Below are 21,998 nucleotides of genomic sequence, written 5' to 3'. Positions count from 1 at the left end.
GATCAGTCGCCCGAGGCCCGGTGCGCCCCCGCCTTCGGCGTGGCTGTGGACGACGGCGTCAGCTCGGAGCCTGTGGGCAGCCTCAGGGACCCGGTGAGCGGCAGCGACGTCGGGAGCTCGGTCGCCGCCTGCGCCAGCTCGCGCACGCGCCGGTGCTCGTGGAGCAACTTCTGCGTCGGCTCGCCGAGCCCCTCGGACAGCACCCGCTCGAGCGCCGCCCGGCCCGCGGACGCCACGGCCTGCTCGCGCCTGCGTGCCAGCGCCCTCCGCGAGGCCGTGCCCGCGAGTGCCACCACCACGGCGGCCACGGCCGCGACGCCGGCCAGCGCCAGCACGACGGCCGGCCAGGGCGAGGCGACGTCGAGCACGCCCGTGAGGGCGAGGACCCCCACGACCGCCGCCACCACCGCGACGGCGCCGAGCACCCATGCCGTGCGGCGCAGCGTCCGGGCCGCCGACGGCCCCCGCGTGTCGAGCGCGATGCCGCGCAGCGCGCCCGCCACCGACGTGCGCAGCTGGTCCGCTCCCGCCACCGACGACGCGAGCGAGCGCTGCCACCCCGGCCGCAACGAGGCGCCCGCGCGGGTCAGCCAGCGGGCCCGCGAGAGCGCGACGGCGTCGCGGTCCGGAGGCGGCACCTCGGGCCGCCCGTAGCCGTTGCGCACCGCGTTGCCCACCTGGCTCGCGACCGCGTCGAGCCCGGTCGCGGTCACCAGGGCGTCCAGCTCACGCTCGACCGCGGGCCCCATCTGCCACGGCACCTCCGCCGGCGTCTGGGCCAGCAGCAGCCGCGCCGCGACGTCCAGCTCGGCGGCCGCGCGGCCCGCCGCGACCGACCGTCGCGCGCACGCCTCCTCCAGCAGCCCGCGGACCCGGTCGATCCCCTCGCCCGTCTTCGCGGACACCCCCTGCACGTACACGCCGGTCAGGCCGTCGTCCTCGAGCAGTCGCGCCAGGTCGGCCAGCAGGTTCTCCCGCTGCGCGTCCGGCACGGTGTCCACCTGGTTGAGCAGCACCACCATCGACGACTCGGAGCCCACGGACTCGCGCAGGTACCCCGAGTGCAGGGCGTCGTCCGCGTACTTCTGCGGGTCCACGACCCAGACCAGCAGGTCCACGAGCGGCAGCACGCGGTCCACGACCTCGCGGTGCGCCGGCTCGACGGAGTCGTGGTCCGGCAGGTCGAGCAGCACCAGCCCGGCGAGCTTCTCCTCGTCCTCGCCGTCGAGCTCGCCGCCCTGGGTGATGCGGCGCTCGCGGTCCACGCCCACCCAGTCGAGCAGCGACTCCGCGTCGTCCGACCACGAGCAGGCCGTCACGCGCGCCGTCGTCGGCCGCTTCACGCCGACGTCGGCGAAGCTCAGCCGCGACACCTTGTTGAACAGGCTGGACTTGCCCGAACCCGTGCCCCCGGCGAACGCCACCACCGTGTGGTCGACGCCGAGCGCGAGCCGCTCCCGCACCCCCTCGACCGCGGCCGACACGCGCTGCGACGTGGCGTCGTCGAGCCGGGGCCCGGCGATCTCGAGCGCCTGCGCGAGGTCCTCGGTGCGGGCGCGCAGCGTCGCGTCGTGGGACGGGCTCTCGGTCATGTCAGCCTCCTGAGCTCGGCGAGCCGGACGCGCAGCCCCGCGGCCGCGTCGTCGGCGGGTTCGGACGGACCGAGGTCGTCCAGCACGGCCTGCACCTCGGCGTCGACGACGGCGGCCGCGCGGTCACCGAGGTCGTCGCGCAGGGTGGCGACGGGCGCCGCGGCCAGGTCCCCCAGGACGCGCTCCAGCAGGCGGTCGGCGTCGCCGCTGCCCGCGGCGGAGGCGAGGAACAGCGTGGCGAGCCCGCGCGCCCCGAAAGCCTTGACGGCGGCCTCGACGCGGGCGCCCGACGCGGCGTCTCCGGTGAGCTCCCCGACGAGGGCGTCGGCCCGGTCGGCCCACTGCGCCACCCGCCCCGGCACGTCGGCCTCGCGCGCCGCGGTGCGGGCCGCGCCGTCGGGCGCGACGGCCTCGCCGCCGGCGGGCGCGCCCGGCCCGGCGAGGACGGCGCGCAGCCGCTCCTCGACCCGGGCCCCCGACGCCGCCAGGGTGCGCGACGCGGCGTCGACGACGTCGGACCGGAGCCCCTCCAGCGCGGCCTCGCGCGCGCGGCCGGCGCGGCGCGTGCTGCGCGCGCGGTCGCCGCGGACCTTGACGCGGTCGACTCCGACGGCGCCGGACAGCTCCCGCCACCGCGCCTCGACCGACGCCCCGGCGACGACCCCGGCCGCGACCGCGTCGCGGGCGAGCTGCTCCGCCGCAGGGATCTCCTCCGTGACCCGGCGGCGCAGCACGTGCACGGCCTCCTGCTGCGCGTCGATCGCGTCCGCGAGCGACGTGACCCAGCCGGGCAGCGCGCCCAGCGCACCCTTGAGGGTGCGCACGACGACGGCCCGCGAGCGGTCCGGCCCGGCCAGCATCGTCAGCCAGCGCCGCACCGGCTGCACGACCGACGGGTCGAGCAGGCCCTCGTGCGGGCCGACGTCGGGGACCACGAACAGCGGGACGTCGGTCATGCCGTGCTCGCGCAGGCGCTGCAGCAGGTCGCCGCGGACCGTCGTCAGCGTCTCCTTCGGCACCCGGTTGAGCACCATCGCCACCGACGCCCCGCGCTCCGTGGCGCGGGCCAGCGCCTGCCACGGCAGCGCGTCGCCGTAGCGTGCGGCCGTGGTGACGAAGAGCCACAGGTCGGCGGCCTCGAGCAGCTGCTGCGCGGTCGAACGGTTCTGCTGCACGAACGAGTCGAGGTCCGGCGCGTCCAGCAGGGCCGTCCCGCGCGGCACGCCCTCGTGCTGCACCACGCGCGACAGCTCCGTGACGGGCCCGGCCGCCATGACGTCGGCGTCGGCCGGGTGGTGGGCGAGGACCGGCTCGCGCGTGGTGGGGCGCAGGACGCCCGCCTCGGAGACGGCCTCCCCCAGCAGCGAGTTGTACAGCGTGGACTTGCCCGCGCCGGTCGAGCCCGCGACGACGACGACGGCCGGCGACGACAGCTCCTTGAGGCGCGGCAGCAGGTGCTCGTCGAGCTGGGCGAGCAACCGGTCGCGGGACGCCGCGGCGTCCTCGGCCCCGTCGATCGGGAGGGGGAGCTCGACCGCCGCGACGTCGCGACGCAGGTCGCGGGCGACGTCGTGGACGGTGACGCCGATCTCCTCGCCCGCCCCGGCGTCCTTCCTGCTCGCGGCGCGGCGCGAGGCACGGGTCTCCAGGGAAGGTGTCACGGGCACATCCTTCCCGTTGGCGCGTTCCGTGCCAAACGCGCGCGCCGGGCGCCCGCGGGTTCAGCGGCGGCGCAGGCTCTCGTAGATGCGCGCGAAGCCGTCCGCCCCGTGCCCGGCGTCCACCTGGCGCCGACGCAGCGCCTCCACCATGGCGATCGGCGCCGGGTCCACGCCCTGCTCCTCGCTCGCGCGCACCAGGTGCCCGAGGTCGGACCAGTCCAGGCTCTGCACCGGGTCGGAGTAGTCGCCGCGGTCGACCGCCTCGGCGTCGAGCACGAAGTACTCGGTCATCGCCGCGAGGAACGGCGCCGGCCGCCGCGCGTAGCTCCCGGCGTCGACACCGTCGGCTCCCACCATCGCGGCGCCGTGCAGGAACGCCGTGAACATCACGTACATCCCCGAGAGCATCGCGAGGTCCAGCAGCGACGCCCGGCCCGGGTCCGCGTCCTCGAACGTGCTGCCGGCCCACCGGTCCAGCACGGCCCGGGTCTCGTCGAACACGCCCTCGTCGCCGCTGTAGAGGATCGTGGCTCCCGGCGCGCCGATCATCGGCGGGGTCGCCATGATCGCGCCGTCGAGGTACCGCACCCCGCGCTCCTCCGCCCAGGCGGCGAGCTCGCGGGCCTCGGACGGCGTGGTGGTGGTGAGGTTGACGACGGCGCGGCCCCGCAGGTCCGCGGCGAGCGGGTCGAGCGCCTCGTGGACCGACGCGTGGTCGTCCAGGCACACGACGACGGTCGGCGCCGCGAGCACGGCGCCCCGGGCGCTCGCGGCCCGTCGGGCGCCGCGCGCCACCAGGTCGACGTCGCGGCCGGGGGTGCGGTTCCAGACCGCGACGTCGTGGCCGACGTCCAGCAGCGCGCCGGCCAGCGCGCGCCCCATCTCGCCCAGCCCGAGCAGGGCGACCTCGGCGCCCCCGGGCGTCCCGGCGCTCATCGCGGGTCCCGGATGCCGTCGACGATGCGCGTCCAGCCGTCGCCGCCGTGGCCGGCGTCGATCGCCCGGCGGTAGTGCTCCCGCACCGCGCGCGGCAGGCCGACGTCGATCCCGGCCGCCGCGCTGGCGGCGACCAGGTGGTCGGCGGTGGCGCCCATCATGGTCGCCGTGCTCAGGTCGCCGGGGTGCCGCCCGGCGTCGATCTGCTCGCCGACGCCCTCCGGCGTGCCGTCCCCGGCCGCGAGCATCGCGGGGATGTCCGCGAGCGTGGTCAGCGCCTCGGGAAGGAAGTCGCGCGCCGGGATACCGGCGCTCCCCACGAGGGCGGTCGCGTGCATCAGGGCGGACAGCCCGGTGAGGAAGACGTCGAGCTGCGCCTGGTACATGAGCTGCGCCAGGCCGGGGTCCGCGCCGACGTAGCGGGGCTCCCCGATCAGCGCGAGGACGTCGCGGTGCCGCTCGAGCAGCTCCTGCGGACCGCTGTAGTAGACGTAGGCGTCCGGCGTGCCGACCGTCGGCGCCGGGCTCATCACCCCGCCGGTGAGGAAGCCGGCGCCGAGCGCGGACGCCCACGCCGCGGCCTCGCGGGTGCGGTCCGGGGTGTCCGAGCTGAGATTGACCAGCGTGCGTCCGTCGAGCGCGTCGGTCGCGCCGTCGAGGATCGCGTCCATGGCGGCGTAGTCGGTGAGGCTGAGGACGACCAGGTCCGCCGCCTCGAGCGCCGCGCGCGGGTTCGCGGCGAGGACGGCGCCGTCCGCCACCACGCCGTCGGCACGCGACGGCGTGCGGTTCCAGACGGTGACGGGGCGGCCTCCGGCCAGCAGGCTGCGGACCATCGCCTGCCCCATCGGGCCGAGGTCGATCACGGTGACCGGTGCGTGCTGTGCAGTCATGCGCGGTGCTCCTCTGGTGCGTCGTGCCTTGTGGTGAAGCCGCTGTGCCTCCATGCTCTGGGGGTACGGAGACGCTGAGAAGTACGCACTCATGACTGCGGTACTTACCTCGAGGGAAGTACCCCGACCGAGGAGCACCATGACCGTCAGCACCCGGCGCGGCCCCTACGTCTGCGGCATCGACGCCGCGCTCGACGTCGTCAGCGGCAAGTGGAAGGGCCTCATCCTCTGGGAGCTCGAGGAGCACGGCGTGCGCCGGTTCGCCGAGCTGCGCCGCGGCCTGCCGGGCGTGAGCGAGAAGATGCTCACCCAGCACCTGCGGGAGATGGAGGCCGACGACCTCGTGGTGCGCACCGTCTACGCCGAGGTGCCGCCCCGCGTCGAGTACGCCCTCACCGAGCACGGCCGCGCGCTCAACGACGCCCTCGCCCCTCTCGGCGTGTGGGGCTCCGAGCGGATCCGTCGCGAGGGCCGCGAGCTGGTCGACCACGCCGACGCGGCGGCGATGCCCCGGCCCTGAAGACGATCGAAGGTGCCCCCAGCAGGACTCGAACCTGCAACCTACGGATTAGAAGGCCGTTGCTCTATCCATTGAGCTATGGAGGCGCGGGGCTCATCGTATCCGCCCGGCCGCACGCACCTCAGATGCCAGCGGCCGCTGCCCAGCACGCTCTCGACCTCGCCACCTGGGAAAAAACCGTGCGCCGGCCGACACCGTCCCGGCAGACTCGTCCATGCACCGCGGTGACGCGCGGCCGGTCCTACACCGGTCGCACGGGTGGTCCCTGGCCCGGACCGACGACCCCACGTCACGAAGGACACCATCACCATGTTTCCCCCGGAGAACCTGCTTCTCGTGCAGGTCATCCAGCGCGAGCGCCTCGAGGAGGCCGAGCGCGAACGTACCGTCCACCGACTGCAGCAGCAGCGCAAGCTGCGCCGGCAGCCGCACGCCCGCCGACAGCGCACCAGCGTCGCCCGCTGGCTGTTCGACTGGCTGACCGCATGACACCCGCCGGGCGAGCGCCCGCCGGGTACCGACCCGGCGACGACACCGCCACGAGGGCCCCGCGGCCCGGACCGTTCCCCGAACGTTCCGGAGCAGCGGGGCCCTCGTCATGTCCCCGCCCGTTCCCCGGGCCGCTCCTGGTCACGCGGACCGTAGGCTGACCCCGTGAGCCCCGCGAACCCGAACGAACGCATCGTGTGGATCGACTGCGAGATGACCGGCCTGGACCTGCGCGCGGACGCGCTGGTCGAGGTCGCCGCCGTGGTCACGGACTCCGAGCTGAACGTGCTCGGTGAGGGGGTGGACGTGGTCATCGCGCCTCCCGCGGAAGCGGTCGAGCAGATGAACGACTTCGTCCGCGACATGCACACCACGTCCGGCCTCATCGAGGAGCTCTCCGGCGGCATGACCCTCGCCGACGCCGAGCACGCCGTGCTCGACTACGTGCGCGAGTGGGTGCCCGACCCGGGCAAGGCACCGCTGGCCGGCAACTCCGTCGGCACGGACAAGATGTTCCTCGACCGCGACATGCCCGAGCTGGTGGGGCACCTGCACTACCGGATCGTCGACGTGTCGTCGATCAAGGAGCTCGCCCGGCGCTGGTACCCGCGCGTGTACTTCGCCTCGCCCAAGAAGGACGGCGGCCACCGCGCGCTCGCGGACATCCTGGAGAGCATCGACGAGCTCCGCTACTACCGCGAGGCGCTGTTCGTGCCCCAGCCGGGGCCCGACACAAAGACGGCGCGCGCGGTCGCCGAGCGCGTCAGCGAGACGTCGGTCACCCGGCACCGCACGGAGGCCTGAACCGCCCCGCGGAGCATGTACACTTTTCGACGGCCCGGTGCTTCGGCATCTGTCGCAGTCACAGGGCCGTGGTGGCTATAGCTCAGTCGGTAGAGCGCCTGGTTGTGGTCCAGGAGGTCGCCGGTTCAAGCCCGGTTAGCCACCCCACCACGAGAGGCCCCGCAGCGTCCGGTCGGACGCGGCGGGGCCTCTCGTCGTCCCGGGCGAGGATCCGGCGTGCGCGGAGCCCGGACGCTAGCGTCGGCGTCATGGGCGAGGACGGGCGGGACGACCAGGGCGACGTCGCCGCCGTGCTCGACGGCCTCGCTCCCCCGGTGCGCGCCGTCACGGAGCGGCTCCGCGCCCTCGTGGCGGAGGTGCTGCCCGACGCCGTCGAGGAGCCGGACCCGTCCGCCCGCCTTCTCGGGTACACCTACCGGCCCGGCACGTACGTGGGGCTGGTCGCGGCGGTGGCGCCCTACCGGCGGCACGTGAACCTCGTGCTCGCCCGCGGCGCCGCGCTCGTCGACGACGACCCGCACGGGCTGCTGGAGGGCGCGGGCCGACGGGCGCGGCACGTCGCGTTCCGCACGGAGGAGGACGTCGACCGGCCCGGCGTCCGCGAGCTCCTGCTCGCCGCGGCGCGGCGCACCCCGCGCCCCTGACCGCGGCGGCGCCATCCCGGTATACCATCGTCGCGGCCGCGGAAGCGGTCCCCCCGCGACCCGAAGGAGACACCGCCGCCGTGGCACGACAGGCCGCCCTCGCCCGACCGGGCGGACCCTCCGGCGCGTTCTCCTCCCTGCGGGGCAACCGCCCCTTCCAGCTCCTGTGGGCGTCGAACCTGTTCTTCTTCGGCGGCGTCTGGACGCAGACCCTGGTGCTCGGCTGGCTCGCCTTCGAGCTCACCGGGTCCGAGCTCCTCGTCGCGGTCTACACGGCGGCACGCCTGGCGCCCATGCTGCTCGGCCCCGTCGCGGGGGCGCTCGCCGACCGCTACGACCGCATCCGGCTCCTGCTCGTCGCCTGCGCCTGGGCCACCGGCGCCGTGGCCGTGGTCGCCGCCCTCGCGACCGCCGACCTGCTGCCGTACTGGGCGCTCGTCGCGGGAGGCTTCGCCATCGGCATCGCGCAGTCCCCCTCCCAGCCGGCCAGGATGTCGCTGGTCCTCGACCTCGTGGGCCGCGAGAACCTCTCGAACGCGAACGCGCTGAACTCGATGGCGATGAACATGACGCAGGTGATCGGGCCGGCGCTGGGGGGCGGCATGATCGCCGCGATCGGCGCGCCCGCGGCCCTGTGGGTCTCGACCGCCTGGTACGTGGCGTCCCTGCTGCTCCTGCTGCCGCTGCGGCGCCTGCGCACGCGCACCGGCCCGGGCGGCCACGCCTCGATCTCGGTGCTCGCCATGGTGGCGGGCGGCTTCCGCGCCCTCGCCGGGAACCGGCTCGCCGTCGCCGTCCTGCTGGTCACCCTGGCCGCGAACATCTTCCTGTGGCCGGTGTTCCAGTCGTTCATGCCGGTCTTCGCCGCCGAGTCGTTCGGGCTGGACGCCGCAGGCCTGGGTGCGCTGCTGACGTGCGCCGGCGTGGGCGGCCTCGTGGGCTCGCTCGTCATCGCCGCGCTGGGCGACTTCCGGTTCAAGGGCGCGCTGTTCGTCCTCGGCACGACCGTGTGGGGGCTGGCCTGGGCGGCGTTCTCGCTGACCGCCTCGCCCGGCCCCGCGTTCGTGCTCATGGGCGTCATCGGGCTGGCCAGCGCGGCGTTCGGCGTGCTGCAGACCACCCTGCTGCTCATGGTCACCGAGCCCGCGGTGCACGGTCGCGCGCTCGGCCTGCAGGAGCTCGTCATCGGCGTCATGCCCGCCGCGACGCTCGTGATCGGCGCCGTCGCCGAGCGCGTCGGCGTGCCGCACACCGCGCTCGGCGCCAGCCTGGCGTTGGTCGCCTGTCTGGTCGTCCTCATGGTCGCCGTCCCCGCCCTGCTGCGTCTCGGCCGGGCGGGGGACGTCGTCGAGACCGCGCCCGAGACGACCGAAAGGCCCCGATCCGCGACATGACCGGCCCGCTCCCTCGCGTCGAGGGCGGGGATGTGGTCGGCTAGGGCGTCGGAGCACGTCGGCCCGCGTCCGTGCTCCTCCGAACCAGGACGGAGGCGCCGCCCATGATCGAGTTCCGGTCGGTCACCAAGACGTACCCCGACGGCACGGTGGCGGTCGCGGACTTCGACCTCGTGGTGCCGCCGCACCGCACGACGGTGCTCGTCGGCTCGTCCGGCAGCGGCAAGACGACTCTGCTGCGTATGATCAACCGGATGGTGGACCCCACCGCGGGGACGGTCGCGATCGACGGCACCTCGGTACTCGACCGCGACCCGGTGAAGCTGCGGCGCAGCATCGGGTACGTGCTGCAGAACGGCGGTCTGCTCCCCCACCACCGGGTGCTCGACAACGTCATGACGGTGCTGCGCCTGGAGGGCACGCCGAAGGCCCGGGCCCGGGACCGGGCCCTGGAGGTGCTCGACGTGGTCGGCCTCGACCGCTCGCTCGCCGAGCGGTACCCGAGCCAGCTCTCGGGCGGTCAGCAGCAGCGCGTGGGCGTGGCGCGCGCCCTCGCGGCCGACCCCAACATCCTGCTCATGGACGAGCCGTTCGGCGCCGTCGACCCCATCGTGCGCGCGGAGCTGCAGACCGAGACCCTGCGCCTGCAGCAGGAGCTGAACAAGACGATCGTCTTCGTCACCCACGACATCGACGAGGCGTTCCTGCTGGGCGACCAGGTCGTCATCCTCGAGACCGGGGCCCAGGTCGCCCAGGCGGGCAGCCCGAGCGAGATCATCGAGGCGCCCGCAAGCGACTTCGTCGCCAGCTTCATCGGCGTCGAGCGCGGGACGCGGGCGCTGCACACGAAGGAGACCGACCGCGGCACGGTGCTCGTCGACACCACCGGCCGCACCCAGGGCGTGCTGGTGGAGGACGCCCCGTGACCTGGGTCGCCGACAACCTCGACCTCATCGGTCGGCTCACCGTCGAGCACCTGCGCCAGAGCGCCCTGCCGATCCTGCTGGGGCTCCTGGTCTCGATCCCGGCGGGCTGGCTCGCGTTCCGCTTCCGCCTCACCCGCGGGCTGGTGCTCACGCTGGTCGGGCTGCTGTACACGATCCCGTCGCTCGCCCTGTTCGCGCTGCTGCCGCCTCTGCTCGGCATCAGCTTCCTGTCCGAGGTCAACCTGATCATCGCCCTGACGATCTACGCGATCGCGATCATGACCCGCTTCGTCGCCGACGCCCTCGCCTCCGTCGAGCCCACCGTGCGACAGGCGGCCGTCGCCGTCGGCTACGGCCCCTGGCGCCGCTTCTGGCAGGTCGACCTGCCGCTGGCCGGGCCCGTCGTGCTCGCCGGGCTGCGGGTCACGGCGGTGTCGACGATCTCCCTGGCCACCGTCGGCATCCTCATCGGCATCGACAACCTCGGCTACCTGTTCACGAACGGGTACCAGCGCCAGATCGTCGCCGAGATCCTCGCGGGCGTCGTCGCGGTGGTGGTCGTGGCCCTGCTCGTCGACTGGCTCCTGGTGCTGCTCGGGCGGGTCCTGCTGCCCTGGACGCGACGGAGGGCGGCCGCATGAACCTGTTCGGGGACGCCATCGCGTGGATCTTCTCCCCCGACCGCGCGTCCGGGGCGCTGCCGCTCTCCGAGGCGATCGGCACGCACCTGGCCTTCACGTTCGTCTCCGTGCTCCTGGCCGCGCTGCTCGCCGTGCCCGCCGGCTGGCTCATCGGCCACACGGGTCGCGGCCGCGAGGTCGCGGTCGCCCTGTCCGGCGCCGCCCGCGCCGTGCCGTCGTTCGGGTTGGTGCTGCTGCTCGTGCTGGTCCTCGGGGTCACGCACAAGGTCGCGGCGTCGACGACGGCGTTCGTGCTGCTGGCGATCCCACCGATCTTGGCCGGCGCCTACGCCGGCATCGAGGCCGTCGACCGGCGCGTCGTCGACGGCGCGCGCGCGGTCGGCATGACCTCCGGGCAGGTGCTCCGCACCGTCGAGGTGCCCCTCGGCCTCCCCCTGCTCATCGGCGGGCTGCGGTCCGCGACGCTGCAGGTGGTCGCCACCGTCACCCTGGCCGGCTACGTCGGGAACTGGGGCCTCGGCTTCTACATCGTCCAGGGCATCCAGCTGCGGGACTTCTCCCAGATCCTCGGTGCCGCCCTCGTGATCGTCGTGCTGGCCGTCGTCCTCGACCTGGCCTTCGCGCTCCTGGAACGCGCCGTCGTCCCCCGCGGCGTCGCGGCCGGCCGGGCGACGCCGGACGCGCCCACCCGTTCCCGCCGGGGCCCCCACCCCGCCCCTGCGCCCGACCCGACCTGACGGACTGACCTGAGAGGCAGCATCATGCGCATCACACGACGCACGACCGCGACCGTCGCCGCCACCGCAACGGCACTCCTCGCGCTCACCGCGTGCGGCGGCGGGTCCGACCCGCTCGAGCCCGACTCCGAGGGGGGCGGCTCGCCGGCGTCCGGGACCATCGTCGTCGGGTCCCAGGCGTACTACTCCAACGAGATCGTCGCCGAGATCTACGCCCAGGCGCTGGAGGCCGGGGGCTTCACCGTCGAGCGGAACTTCAGCATCGGCCAGCGCGACGCCTACATGCCCGCGCTCGAGAGCGGCGAGGTCCAGGTGTTCCCCGAGTACACGGGCAACCTGCTGCAGTTCTTCGACCCGGAGACGACCGCGACGTCGACCGACGACGTCTACGCCGCCCTGCAGGAGGCCCTGCCGGACGGGCTGACCGTGCTCGAGCAGTCCCCCGCGACGGACCAGGACTCCTACACCGTCACGTCCGACTTCGCCGAGCAGCACGGCCTGACCACCATCGCGGACCTGGCGGACGCGGGCGACCTCACGCTCGGCGGCCCGGCCGAGCTGGAGCAGCGCCCCTACGGCCCGAAGGGCCTCAAGGACGTCTACGGCGTGGACGTGAAGTTCGAGGCCACCGGCGACACCACCGTCCAGGACCTCGTGGCCGGCACGGTGGACGTCGCGAACGTCTTCACCGCCGACCCGCGCATCCAGACCGAGGACCTCGTCGTCCTCGAGGACCCCGAGGCACTGTTCCTCGCCTCGCACGTCGTCCCGCTGGTCTCCGAGGACGTCGCCGACCAGGTCGCCGACGTCCTCGACCCGGTGAGCGCCGCCCTCACCCCCGAGGGGCTCGTGGAGCTCAACGTCCAGTCCACCGAGGAGCAGGGCTCCACCGAGGACATCGCCGCCGGCTGGCTCGAGGAGAACGGCCTGAGCTGACCGGGGGCAGCCAGGCCGCCCACGCGGTCGCGGCGCGCCGGCTCAGGCCACGCGCGCCGCGATCGCGTCGGCGAACGCTCCCAGCGATGCCCCGTCCCCGTCGTGCTGCAACCACAGCGACGGCTCGGTGAGCTCCAGCTCGATGACCATCGGCGTGCCGTCGTCCCCGGTCACGAGGTCGACGCGCGCGTACAGCAGCGGCCGGTCGAGGTCGAGCTCCTTCGCCGCCACCGCGAGCGCCCGGCGGGCCACCGCCACCTGCTCCTCCGTCGCCTGCGCGGGCATCATCTGCTCGCGGAGGTACGGCTCGTCCGACTCGCTGCTCGGGCCGGTGAGCAGGGCGTCCTTGCGCACGGCGTGACTCAGCTCGCCGTCGATGAAGACGAGGCCGGTCTCCCCCGCCGTGTCGACCGACGTCACGTAGGGCTGGATCATCACAGCGCGCCCGGCGTCGAGCAGCCCGACCGCGTGGCTGATGGCCAGGGCCCGGGACTGCGCGCTGACCGGCTGGTAGCGGCCGGCGTCCTTGGCCCCCGCGCCCACCACCGGCTTGACGACGAAGTCGCCGAAGGCCGGCATGCGCGTGTGCACCGCGCGCTTCGACAGGTGCCGCGACGGGTCCAGCCAGATCGTCGGAATGACCGGGATCCCGGCCTCCTCGAGGACGCGCAGGTACCCCTTGTCCGTGTTCCAGGCGAGGACGTCCGCGGGGTTGACGAGCCGCGGCACCTGCCGCGTCCAGGCGACGAACTCGTCCCGCCGCGGCGAGTAGTCCCAGGTCGAGCGGACGACGACGAGGTCGAACGCCGACCAGTCGATGTCCGGGTCGTCCCACACGAGGGGCTCCGCGCGGAACCCGCGGTCCGAGAGCTCCTCGAGCAGGGGACGGTCGTCGGCGTCGAGGCCGGGCAGAGCCCGGCAGGTGGCGAGTCCGATGCGCTTCGTCGTGGTCACGCGCCGAGCCTAGTGGGCGGCGCGCCGACGGGCCCCGCCGAGACCGTGGTCTCGGCGGGGCCCGTCGGGCACCAGGTCGGCGTCGTCAGTGCTTGGCGACGGCCTTCTCGGCGCCGGCGCCGGTGAGCGAGCGGACCTCCATCTCGGCGAACTTCTCCGGGTGCGGCTTCTCCTTCGACAGGAAGGTGCCGACGATCCCGAGCAGGAAGCCCAGCGGGATGGACACGAGGCCCGGGTTCGTCAGCGGGAAGACGTCGAAGTCCGCCGACGGGAACATCGCCTTCTCGTTCCCGGACACCGTGGGCGACAGGACGATCAGCACGATGCAGGAGATCAGGCCGCCGTAGATGCTCCACAGCGCGCCCGAGGTGTTGAACCGCTTCCAGAACAGCGAGAACACGATCGTGGGCAGGTTGGCCGACGCCGCCACCGCGAACGCGAGCGCCACGAGGAACGCGACGTTCTGGTTCTGGGCGAAGATGCCGCCCACGATGGCGATGATGCCGATCACGACCACGGTCCACCGGGCGATCCGCACCTCGGAGTCGGGCTTGACCTCCCCCTTCTTGATGACATTCGCGTAGATGTCGTGGGAGAAGCTCGCCGCCGCGGTGATCGTCAGCCCGGCCACCACGGCCAGGATCGTCGCGAAGGCGACCGCGGAGATGAGCCCGAGCAGGATCTCGCCGCCCAGGGCGAAGGCCAGCAGCGGTGCCGCCGAGTTCACTCCCCCGGGGGCGTTGTTGATCGCCTCCGGCCCCACCAGCGCGCCCGCGCCGTAGCCGAGCACCAGCGTGAACAGGTAGAAGATGCCGATCAGCCAGATCGCCCAGACCACCGAGCGCCGCGCCTCCTTGGCCGTCGGCACCGTGTAGAAGCGCATGAGCACGTGGGGCAGGCCCGCGGTGCCGAGCACCAGGGCGAGCGCGAGCGACAGGAAGCTCAGCTTGGACGTGCCGTCCGCGCCGTACTGCTTGCCCGGCTCGAGGAGCGCCTGGCCGCCCGGACCGGCCGCCTCCACGGCGCCCCCGAGCAGGTCGGACAGGTTGAAGCCGAACTTGGCCAGCACCCAGACGGTCATGATGGCGGCGCCCGCGATGAGCAGCACGGCCTTGATGATCTGCACCCAGGTGGTGCCCTTCATCCCGCCGACCAGCACGTAGAGGATCATCAGCGCGCCGACCACGGCGATGACGAGGCTCTGCCCGGCGCGGCTGTCGACGCCCAGCAGCAGCGCGACGAGGCCGCCGGCGCCGGCCATCTGGGCGAGCAGGTAGAAGAAGACCACGAGCAGGGTCGCGAGGGCGGCCGCCATCCGCACCGGACGCTGGCGCAGCCGGAAGGACAGCACGTCGGCCATCGTGAACTTGCCGGTGTTGCGCAGCAGCTCCGCCACCAGCAGGAGGGCCACGAGCCACGCGACGAGGAAGCCGATCGAGTAGAGGAAGCCGTCGTAGCCGTTGAGCGCGATGGCGCCGCAGATGCCGAGGAACGACGCGGCCGACAGGTAGTCGCCCGCGATGGCGGTGCCGTTCTGGGGGCCGGTGAAGTTGCGGCCGCCGGCGTAGAAGTCGGCGGCGGACTTGTTCTGCCGGGAGGCACGGAACACGATCACCAGGGTGACCAGGACGAACGCCCCGAAGATGCCGATGTTCACCCAGGGGTTGCCGATGTCCGTGGCCTCGGCGGCGGAGACGACGGGGGTCCCCGCGAGGGGCTGGGTCACGATGCCGCTCACAGCTCGCCCTCCTCGATCTCACGGCGCAGCGCGTCGGCCCGCGCGTCGAACTTCTTGTTCGCCCAGCGGGCGTAGAGCATGGTGATGACGAAGGTGGAGACGAACTGCCCGAGCCCGAACAGCAGCCCCACCGTGATGTTGCTGTCGCCCAGCCTGATGCTCATGAAGTCGTGGGCGTAGTTGGCGAGCAGGACGTAGACGAAGTACCAGACGAGGAACAGCGCCGTCATCGGGAACACGAAGTTCCGGAAGGCGCGCCGCAGCCCCTGGAACTCGTCCGACCGCTGCACCCGTTGGTACTCGGTCTCTCCCGGTGGCGGCCCCGCGGTGGACAGGTCGCTCATGATGCCTCCGATGGCTCAGGCGTCCGACGGGGCCACGCTGCCCCGTTCGAGAACGTTTCGCGTGGCACACCTTGCTAGAGCCGAGCCGTGTGGCGCAAGTCACTTCCCGGGCGCGTCCCAGGTCGGGCGACGAGGTCGGCGGCGCGTCGGTACGGGAGCCGGGCTCAGCGGCGCACGTACTCCAGGTCGGTCGCGCCCCGGCCCGCGGCGGAGCCCTTCTTCTCGAAGCTCGTGAGCACGCGCCCCTCGAACCGCGGCGCCCGCTCCCCCGGCCCGTGGGCGTTCCGGAAGGCGTCGGAGGCCTCGAGCACCTCGAGCATCTGGTCGGCGTAGTGCGACCAGTCGGTGGCGAGCCGCCACACCCCGCCGGGCCGCAGCACGCGGGCGACGACCTCGGCGAACGCCGGCGTGACGAGCCGCCGCTTCTGGTGCCGGGACTTGTGCCACGGGTCGGGGAAGAAGACCCACAGCTCCTCGACCGACGCCTCCGGCAGCGCCGTGGCCAGCAGCTCCGCGGCGTCCGCCTGGACCAGCCGGAGGTTGTCGAGCTCGTTGCCGGGCGCGCCGCCGTCCCGTCCGGGGTCGGCACCCGCGTGCCCGGCGCGCACGATCGTCTGCGCCAGGCCCGGCGTGTACACCTCGACGGCGAGGTGGTCGCGCTCGGGGTGCGCGGCGGCCGCCGCGACGATCGCCTCGCCCTGCCCGGACCCGATCTCCACGACCAGCGGGGCGGTGCGGCCGAAGACCCGCGCCGGGTCGAACGTCCAGGACGGGTCGACGGACGTCACGGCGGCGCCGCGCGGCACGTCGACGAGGTACCGGTCGCGGCGGGTGTCCCACGCCTTGCCCTGCGCGGTCGTGAGGCGCGCGCTGCGCCGCACGAAGCTCACGGGCTGGCGGCGGTAGCGCGGGTCGACGGGCTCGGACGTCACGGGATCAGGCACGCCCCCAGGGTAAGCGGGGCACGGGGCACCGAGGATCAGGCGCCGGCGCTCAGGCGCTGAGCTCCACGAGCGCGAGCAGCGCGGCGCCGTAGGCCTCGGCGGGGTCGGCCCCCGTGAAGGTCCGCACCTCGCCGAGCAGCTCGACCTCGACGTCGTAGCGCTCGGCCCCGCCCCGCTCCCCCGCGCCCGGGGTGGTGCGGGTCAGCCCCCGGAAGGTGGAGCGCAGCAGCTCGCGCAGCTGGTCCTCGCGCGGCAGCCACAGCGCGTCCTCGATGGCCACCGAGTCGAGCGCCCACTCGGTGGTGCCGTTGAACCCGAGGATGGTGCCGGTCGGGTAGTCGTGCGCCTCGATCGTCATGGTGCTGACGGTGAACACCTCGGCGGACAGGTCGGCGGCGTCGATGCGGAACCGGTCGCCGTCGGCGGGGCGCCACACCAGCCCCGCGTCGCGCAGCCGGGCCGCGAGCTCGGTGGAGATCATCGCCCCATCCTGGCCCCTCACCCGAGACCGAGCACGCGCTGCACGAGCCAGAAGAGCCCCACGACCGCGACGGCGGCGGCGACCACCGCCGTGACCCACCGGCCCGCCCGCGGTGCCCGCCGGCGCAGCAGCACGAGCAGCGGGTAGAGCACGGCGATGATGCCGAGCTGCACCGCCTCGATGCCCACGTTGAAGACGAGCAGCGACCCGAGCAGCCCCCACGACCAGGGCTCGTCCAGGCCCAGCGCGCCCGCGAAGCCCAGCCCGTGCACGAGGCCGAAGGCGAACACGACGGCGATCCGGACGACGTCGGACCTCGACAGGTCGTGCCAGCGCCGCCAGACCTGCTGACGTGGCTCGGTCGCGACGACGCCCGGCGCGTCGAGCCGCGGCGGTGCGCCCGGCCGCACGGCCCAGAGGTGCCCGGCGGCCACGGCGGCGATCGAGAGCGCGATGACCGGCTCGACCACCGCCCCGGGCGCGCTCACGGCGCCGGTCGCCGCGAGGAGGAACGTCACGGAGTGCGCCACGGTGAACGCCGTCGCCACCAGGACGACGTCGCGCAGGCGGCGGGAACCGACGATCAGGGCCAGCAGGAAGAGCAGGTGGTCGGGGCCGAGCAACAGGTGCTCCGCGCCGAACACGAAGAACTCCCCCAGCCGCTGCCACGTGCCCTGCCCGCCCGTCGTGACGGTGGGGTGGGCCGGCGTGAGCACCGCCGAGCCCTCCTCGCCGTCGAGGCCGTAGGTCACCATCGTCTCGGTGGTGTGCACGAACGACTCGGCGTCCGGGAAGAGGGCGCTGAACAGCGTGTGCGTCCCGGGGCGTCCGGCGTCCCCGGCGGGACACGCGTAGTCGAGCACGACCGTGGCGTAGGCCTTCCCGCCCCGGTCGCCGACCGTGGGGTCCGCCGCGAGCGCCGGGGTGCAGAGGTCGTCGCCCGCCCCCACCTGGAACCGCTCGGTGACGTAGGCGGCGACCTCGTCGGCGTGCTCGGCGAGCTGGGCCTCCTGCGCGGCCTGGCCGCGTGCGTCGTAGGCCTCGGCCGTGAGCCACGCGGACTTCATGAGCAGGTCGTACTCCAGGTCGAGCTCGACGCGGACGTCCGCGCCGTCACCTGCCGTGACCTGCGCGTACGCGTCGGTCGTGGCGTCGTGGGCGGCGGCCGGGCCGGCCGCGCCGACCGTGCCGGCAACGGCGATCCCGGCGGCGACGAGCGCGGTCACGACGAGCCGGGGTGCCGCCAGGACGGCGCCGCGACGCGACGCCGTCCTGGCCGGGGTGGGGAAGGTCACCGCGTGCCGCCCCGCGTGGTGAAGAGGGCCGGCTCGGCGGCGGTGACGCCGCCGCCGCGCGTGGTGGCCGTGACGACCCACGCGTACTGCGTGTCCCGCTTGAGGCCGTCCCACCGCACGGACGCGACCGCGCCGGAGGCCACGGCCTTCGTGCCGATCACCCGCGTGGGCGCGTAGACCGCCAGCGAGTCGGTGACCAGCGACGTGGTGCGGGTGGTGAGGTCCACCGGGAGCACCATGTTGTCGGCGGTCGAGTCGTACCGGGCGTCCGGGTCCCACTCGTCGGCCCCGAAGTCGTCGAGGAACGGCGAATAGGTGTCGACGCTCATCTCGGCCCGGTCGACGTCGAACTGCAGGAGCCGGAAGTACGAGGCACCGAAACGCAGCCGCTCGGACGGGTCGTAGCCCCCGATCGTGCCGAGGCCCACCCGCTGCGCGGGCACCGTGAACGCCTGGTAGTCCGCGAGGAGCTCCACGACGCCGTCCGCGATCTCCCCGACTGGCCTCACGTTGGTCGTGACGCCGTGCACGTGCCCGGCGAGCACGAGGAACACGTTGTCGTTGGGCTCGACCACGTACTTGTACAGCGGCGAGCCGTCGGGGGTGGCGAAGCCTGCGTTGCGCCCGTCCTTCTGCGTGCTGGCCGCGAGATACGCGTGGGTCATGAGGATGCCGTTGCGGTCGGGGTAGCGCTCGAAGATCCCGTCGGCCCACTCGGCCTCCTCGCGGGTGACGCCGTACCCCATGCCGACGGCGACGAAGTCCAGCCCGCCCGCGGAGAACAGGACGTAGTGGTTGGAGTTGTCGCCCTCGCGCCACGAGCCGTACTCGGCGTCCTCCCAGGACTCGGCCGCGGCCTCGTACCGGTCGGGGCCGAAGTACCGGTTGTAGGTGTCGGCACCGCCGTCCGCCCCCGACCAGTTGTCGTGGTTGCCCGCGACGGCGGAGTTGGGGATGCCGTCGATCTTCGCCTGCTGGCGGGAGGAGACCTCGAACTCGCCCGTCACCTGGTCCCGCATGGCGTCGTCCTGCGGTTCCCGGATGTTGTTCTCGATGAGGTCACCGGTGTGCGAGACGAACGCGATCTTGCGCTCCTCGGCGTTCGCGGCGATCCACTCGGTCACGCCCGCGTACGCGGACTCCCAGATCGCCCGCTCCTCGGCGGTCTCCTGCTCGACCGCGCCCTCGGAAAGGTACTGGGTGTCCGTCATGTGCGCGACGGAGAAGTCGTAGTCCGCCGGGTCGGCGAAGCCCTCGGGGCCGGCGTCGAGGTCGTCGGCGAACGGGTCGGTGGCCGTCACCATGAGGTGGACGACGCCGCGGTCGCGGTGCTCCGGACCCGCCGGCGCCACGAGGACGGTGTCGCCGTCGGCGGTACCGCGCGACGCCGCGAGGGTGTCCCACGCCTTCGCCGTCGTGTCCCACACCAGCAGCGACACCTCGCGCGCCGGGTCGGCCGTGCCGCTCCAGCGCACCACCGGGTGCTCCTCGCGGGACTTCACCCGGACGTCGAAACGCTGGTAGGCGACGGCGTCGGCCTTCGGGGAGGCGAGGGTCTTCCCGTCGCCCGCGGCCAGGCCCTTCGCGGGGGCCTTCTTCGCCCCGCGTGGGTTCAGCTCCGTCGGGACGACGTCGGCCGTCCCCTGCCGGACCTCGCCCGGCAGCAGCACGTCCGCCTGCGCGAACGTCGCGGTGACGGTGCCGTCGTCCGGGCCTGCGACACGGGCCGACAGCGTCACCGGCGAGTCGACGTCGGTCGTGCCACGGGCGGGGGCGAGGTCGGTCGGGACGTCGGGCACGCCGGCGCTCGTGAAGGTGATCTCGCGCGTCGCCGTGTTGCCGAGCGAGTCCGCGGTCGCCACCTCGAGGGTGTGCTCGCCCGCGGACAGGCCCGGGCCGACCGGGTCGCCGAGCGCGACGGCCTCGCCGTCGAGCGTCACCTGCGCGTCGCCGACGACGCCGTGCGCGTCGTTCAGCTCCACCGCGAGGGGCACGGACGACGTGACCCGCGCGCCCTCGGCCGGGGCCGCGGACGCGACGCGGGGCGCGGAGTTGTCCGTCTCCAGGACCCGGGTGGCGGTCTCGCCCGTCGTGGAGACCGCGGCGAGCTCGTGCTCGCCGTCCTTCAGGTCCGAGGTGTCCACGTCCGCGCGCAGGCCGCGCGCCGGGGCGTCGACGAGGAAGTGCAGGTCGACCTGGCGGAAGGAGTTGAGGTTCGAGCCGCACGTGCCGTCGCCGAGAGCGTACGACGGCGCCGCGTCCTGCTGCTGCGCCGCGCCGCCCGCCGGGGTCAGGACGACGTCGGAGACGGTGAAGTCGTCGAGGTTGCAGTCGTTCGCGAACGCGCCCGTGACCACGTCGATCTCGTTCCAGCCGGGCAGGAGCCACTCGTTCGGGAACGTGATCTCCCCGCGGCCACCGACGATGGTCTGGTCGATGCGGCGCTCGATGCCGTTGATCCGCAGCGCGTTGGTCGCGGAGCCGTCGAGCGAGTTGGACCCGACGACGAACGAGACCGTGGCCTCGCCGTGCCCCAGGGCGGGGAACGCGGTCACGCCGGGCGCGTCGATCGTCCACACCAGCTCGACCTTGGGCAGCGCGGTGCTGGACGAGCCGCAGCTCCCGTCGCCCATGGCGTAGGAGGCCTGCAGGTCGGCCGGCGGGGTGACCGTGCCGTCCGCGAGGCCCAGCGCCAGGCCCGACGCCGTGAAGTCGTCGAGGTTCGCCCCGCACGACGCGGAGACGTCGCCCGCCACCAGCGCGATCGTGTTCTCGCCCGGGTGCAGCAGGCGGTTCGGCACGCCCACCTGGACCCGCTCGGAGACGAGGTCGCGGCCGCCGTCGCCGCGCAGGTCGAGCCGGGTGCCGTTGACGAGCAGGTGGTTCTGGTAGCGCGTCTCGATCGAGTTCGTGCCGACGTCGAACGAGAACACCGACACCCCCTCGCCGAGGGTCGTCGGGCCGGCGGCGGGCTCGCCGTCGACCGTCAGCGCGGCGGTGCCGCCGTCGCCGTCGGCGGGTGCGGACGCCGTGACGGTCTGCACCCCGCGGGTGAGCGTGCCGTCCTCCGGGAAGAGGGCGGGGGCCCCGACCGGGGAGTTGTTCACGCGCAGGGTGTGCGTGGCGGTGGCCCCCGAGCGGGTGGTCGCGACCACCTCGTGCGCGCCGTCGGCGAGCGCCGTCGTGTCGACGTCCGCGGCGAGCCCCGTGGTCGCGCCGGGCACGGACCCGACCTCGAACGAGACCGTCGCCTCCTTGACGTAGGAGGTGTTGCTGCCGCAGGAGCCGTCGCCCATCGAGTACCCGAAGGAGTTCCCGGCGTCGCCGGCGGTCTCGCCGAGCAGCTCGAGCTGGAGCTCCGAGACCACGAAGTCGTCGAAGTTCACGCCGCACGAGGAGTCCTTGCCGCCGGCGTGGATCTCGACCGTGTTGGTGCCCTGGACGAGCCACTCGTTCGGCACGGGCACGGAGACGCGCTCCGACACCCAGGTGCGGTCCTGGTCGACGCGGTGGCCGTTGACGACGAGGTAGTTGGCGAACGCGACGTCGGCGGAGTTGCTCCCGACGTCGAACGTCAGGGCGGACGTGCCCGCCGTCGCCGCGAGGCCGGGCAGGTCCGCGCCGTCCACCGTGATCCGGCCGACCGGGTCGCCCGCGGTGGTCGGGTCGGCCGCGAACCGCACCGTGCCCTCGAGGTGGGCGCCGTCCTCCGGTGCCAGCGTGGGCGCGGTGCCGGGCTTCCCGGGCCTGCCTGGCTTCTTCCCCCGCTCGGCGGGCGCGTCGTCCGGCCAGCCGGGGAACCCGGGGAACCGGTCGCCCACCGCCGTCGCGGCCGGGTCGGGGATCTCGGGAGCCGCAGTGGCGGGCGCGGCGCCGGCGCCGGGGAGCGCCAGCGCCGCGGCCACCAGACCGGCGGCGAGGGTGGACGCCCGCAGGCGTCCTGGGGGGTTCGGCCGCATCAGCGTGCCGTCCTTCCTGTCGTCGATGAGGGAAGGGCGCTCCCGCCAGGCAGCCCGGGCTCACCCGGGACGACAGCGTGGTGGCGGCCGGTGAACTCCCCGGTGCGTGC

20 protein-coding genes and 2 tRNA genes are annotated in these 21,998 nt (G+C 73.9%); 10 read left to right on the top strand and 12 right to left on the bottom strand.

Annotated features, from left to right (window positions below):
* Positions 1 to 2 precede the first annotated feature (2 nt).
* Genes ACFQ8T_RS12955 through ACFQ8T_RS12940 form a run of 4 tightly spaced genes read right to left on the bottom strand, consistent with a single transcriptional unit; the run spans position 3 to position 5,082 of the window.
* Positions 3 to 1,592 carry a GTPase gene (locus ACFQ8T_RS12955; RefSeq protein WP_430546931.1) on the bottom strand — a complete coding sequence of 530 codons (1,590 nt, stop codon included), beginning with the start codon at positions 1,590 to 1,592 and terminating at the stop codon, positions 3 to 5.
* On the bottom strand, positions 1,589 to 3,253 hold the full coding sequence (locus ACFQ8T_RS12950; protein WP_430546930.1) for a GTPase: 1,665 nt from the start codon (positions 3,251 to 3,253) through the stop codon (positions 1,589 to 1,591). Before ACFQ8T_RS12950 ends, ACFQ8T_RS12955 begins: the two co-directional genes overlap by 4 nt.
* A gap of 60 nt (positions 3,254 to 3,313) precedes the next feature.
* Positions 3,314 to 4,189, bottom strand: coding sequence for an NAD(P)-dependent oxidoreductase (locus ACFQ8T_RS12945; protein ID WP_430546929.1), 876 nt, complete (start codon positions 4,187 to 4,189; stop codon positions 3,314 to 3,316).
* Positions 4,186 to 5,082 carry an NAD(P)-dependent oxidoreductase gene (locus ACFQ8T_RS12940; RefSeq protein WP_430546928.1) on the bottom strand — a complete coding sequence of 299 codons (897 nt, stop codon included), beginning with the start codon at positions 5,080 to 5,082 and terminating at the stop codon, positions 4,186 to 4,188. Before ACFQ8T_RS12940 ends, ACFQ8T_RS12945 begins: the two co-directional genes overlap by 4 nt.
* Before the next feature lie 139 nt (positions 5,083 to 5,221).
* Here ACFQ8T_RS12940 and ACFQ8T_RS12935 point away from each other — a divergent pair, with 139 nt between their 5' ends.
* The gene (locus ACFQ8T_RS12935; protein WP_430546927.1) at positions 5,222 to 5,602 is read left to right on the top strand and encodes a winged helix-turn-helix transcriptional regulator; all 381 of its coding nucleotides are present in this window, start codon (positions 5,222 to 5,224) and stop codon (positions 5,600 to 5,602) included.
* A gap of 13 nt (positions 5,603 to 5,615) precedes the next feature.
* On the opposite strand, the gene ACFQ8T_RS12930 is transcribed toward ACFQ8T_RS12935, so the two are convergent.
* A tRNA-Arg gene (locus tag ACFQ8T_RS12930) sits at positions 5,616 to 5,688 on the bottom strand.
* A 223-nt stretch (positions 5,689 to 5,911) separates the two neighbouring features.
* Between ACFQ8T_RS12930 and ACFQ8T_RS12925 the strand changes: the two genes are divergently transcribed.
* The 9 genes from ACFQ8T_RS12925 (at position 5,912) to ACFQ8T_RS12885 (ending at position 12,173) form a co-directional block, all read left to right on the top strand.
* Positions 5,912 to 6,091: a hypothetical protein gene (locus ACFQ8T_RS12925; RefSeq protein WP_430546926.1), complete on the top strand. Its 180-nt coding sequence runs from the start codon at positions 5,912 to 5,914 to the stop codon at positions 6,089 to 6,091.
* Between the two features lie 165 nt (positions 6,092 to 6,256).
* The gene (gene orn, locus ACFQ8T_RS12920) at positions 6,257 to 6,895 is read left to right on the top strand and encodes an oligoribonuclease (protein WP_430546925.1); all 639 of its coding nucleotides are present in this window, start codon (positions 6,257 to 6,259) and stop codon (positions 6,893 to 6,895) included.
* Positions 6,896 to 6,966: 71 nt separating this feature from the next.
* Positions 6,967 to 7,042: transfer RNA gene (locus ACFQ8T_RS12915), tRNA-His, on the top strand.
* Positions 7,043 to 7,143: 101 nt separating this feature from the next.
* Positions 7,144 to 7,539 (top strand): DUF1801 domain-containing protein, encoded by a 396-nt coding sequence (locus ACFQ8T_RS12910; protein WP_430546924.1) that lies wholly within the window; start codon positions 7,144 to 7,146, stop codon positions 7,537 to 7,539.
* Between the two features lie 80 nt (positions 7,540 to 7,619).
* Entirely contained in the window at positions 7,620 to 8,933 is a 1,314-nt protein-coding gene (locus ACFQ8T_RS12905; protein ID WP_430546923.1) for an MFS transporter, read from the top strand.
* A 104-nt stretch (positions 8,934 to 9,037) separates the two neighbouring features.
* Positions 9,038 to 9,859: an ABC transporter ATP-binding protein gene (locus tag ACFQ8T_RS12900; RefSeq protein WP_430546922.1), complete on the top strand. Its 822-nt coding sequence runs from the start codon at positions 9,038 to 9,040 to the stop codon at positions 9,857 to 9,859.
* A complete protein-coding gene (locus ACFQ8T_RS12895) occupies positions 9,856 to 10,500 on the top strand; it encodes an ABC transporter permease (protein ID WP_430546921.1) in 645 nt (214 codons plus the stop codon). Before ACFQ8T_RS12900 ends, ACFQ8T_RS12895 begins: the two co-directional genes overlap by 4 nt.
* A complete protein-coding gene (locus tag ACFQ8T_RS12890) occupies positions 10,497 to 11,237 on the top strand; it encodes an ABC transporter permease (protein WP_430546920.1) in 741 nt (246 codons plus the stop codon). Before ACFQ8T_RS12895 ends, ACFQ8T_RS12890 begins: the two co-directional genes overlap by 4 nt.
* Before the next feature lie 24 nt (positions 11,238 to 11,261).
* Positions 11,262 to 12,173, top strand: coding sequence for an ABC transporter substrate-binding protein (locus ACFQ8T_RS12885; protein WP_430546919.1), 912 nt, complete (start codon positions 11,262 to 11,264; stop codon positions 12,171 to 12,173).
* Positions 12,174 to 12,215: 42 nt separating this feature from the next.
* Here the strand turns inward: ACFQ8T_RS12885 and ACFQ8T_RS12880 are convergent, their stop codons facing one another.
* The 7 genes from ACFQ8T_RS12880 to ACFQ8T_RS12850 form a co-directional block, all read right to left on the bottom strand.
* Positions 12,216 to 13,127 carry a RimK family alpha-L-glutamate ligase gene (locus ACFQ8T_RS12880; RefSeq protein ID WP_430546918.1) on the bottom strand — a complete coding sequence of 304 codons (912 nt, stop codon included), beginning with the start codon at positions 13,125 to 13,127 and terminating at the stop codon, positions 12,216 to 12,218.
* A gap of 85 nt (positions 13,128 to 13,212) precedes the next feature.
* Positions 13,213 to 14,856 (bottom strand): cation acetate symporter, encoded by a 1,644-nt coding sequence (locus tag ACFQ8T_RS12875; protein ID WP_430546956.1) that lies wholly within the window; start codon positions 14,854 to 14,856, stop codon positions 13,213 to 13,215.
* A gap of 5 nt (positions 14,857 to 14,861) precedes the next feature.
* Positions 14,862 to 15,209 carry a DUF485 domain-containing protein gene (locus ACFQ8T_RS12870; protein WP_429762414.1) on the bottom strand — a complete coding sequence of 116 codons (348 nt, stop codon included), beginning with the start codon at positions 15,207 to 15,209 and terminating at the stop codon, positions 14,862 to 14,864.
* Positions 15,210 to 15,373: 164 nt separating this feature from the next.
* Positions 15,374 to 16,153 (bottom strand): tRNA (guanosine(46)-N7)-methyltransferase TrmB, encoded by a 780-nt coding sequence (gene trmB, locus ACFQ8T_RS12865; protein ID WP_430546917.1) that lies wholly within the window; start codon positions 16,151 to 16,153, stop codon positions 15,374 to 15,376.
* 49 nt (positions 16,154 to 16,202) lie between these two features.
* Positions 16,203 to 16,634, bottom strand: a complete 432-nt coding sequence (locus ACFQ8T_RS12860; protein ID WP_430546916.1) for a pilus assembly protein CpaE — start codon at positions 16,632 to 16,634, stop codon at positions 16,203 to 16,205.
* 17 nt (positions 16,635 to 16,651) lie between these two features.
* Positions 16,652 to 17,929 carry a HupE/UreJ family protein gene (locus tag ACFQ8T_RS12855; protein ID WP_430546915.1) on the bottom strand — a complete coding sequence of 426 codons (1,278 nt, stop codon included), beginning with the start codon at positions 17,927 to 17,929 and terminating at the stop codon, positions 16,652 to 16,654.
* A complete protein-coding gene (locus tag ACFQ8T_RS12850) occupies positions 17,926 to 21,888 on the bottom strand; it encodes a metallophosphoesterase (RefSeq protein ID WP_430546914.1) in 3,963 nt (1,320 codons plus the stop codon). The genes ACFQ8T_RS12855 and ACFQ8T_RS12850 overlap by 4 nt, the downstream gene beginning before the upstream one ends.
* Positions 21,889 to 21,998 lie beyond the last annotated feature (110 nt).

The sequence above is a fragment of the Isoptericola sp. NPDC056618 genome, assembly GCF_042792715.1.
In the GTDB taxonomy this organism is placed as follows: Bacteria; Actinomycetota; Actinomycetes; order Actinomycetales; family Cellulomonadaceae; genus Isoptericola; species Isoptericola nanjingensis.
Note: the sequence above shows the minus strand (reverse complement) of the source record. Positions and strands in the feature narration are given on the sequence as shown.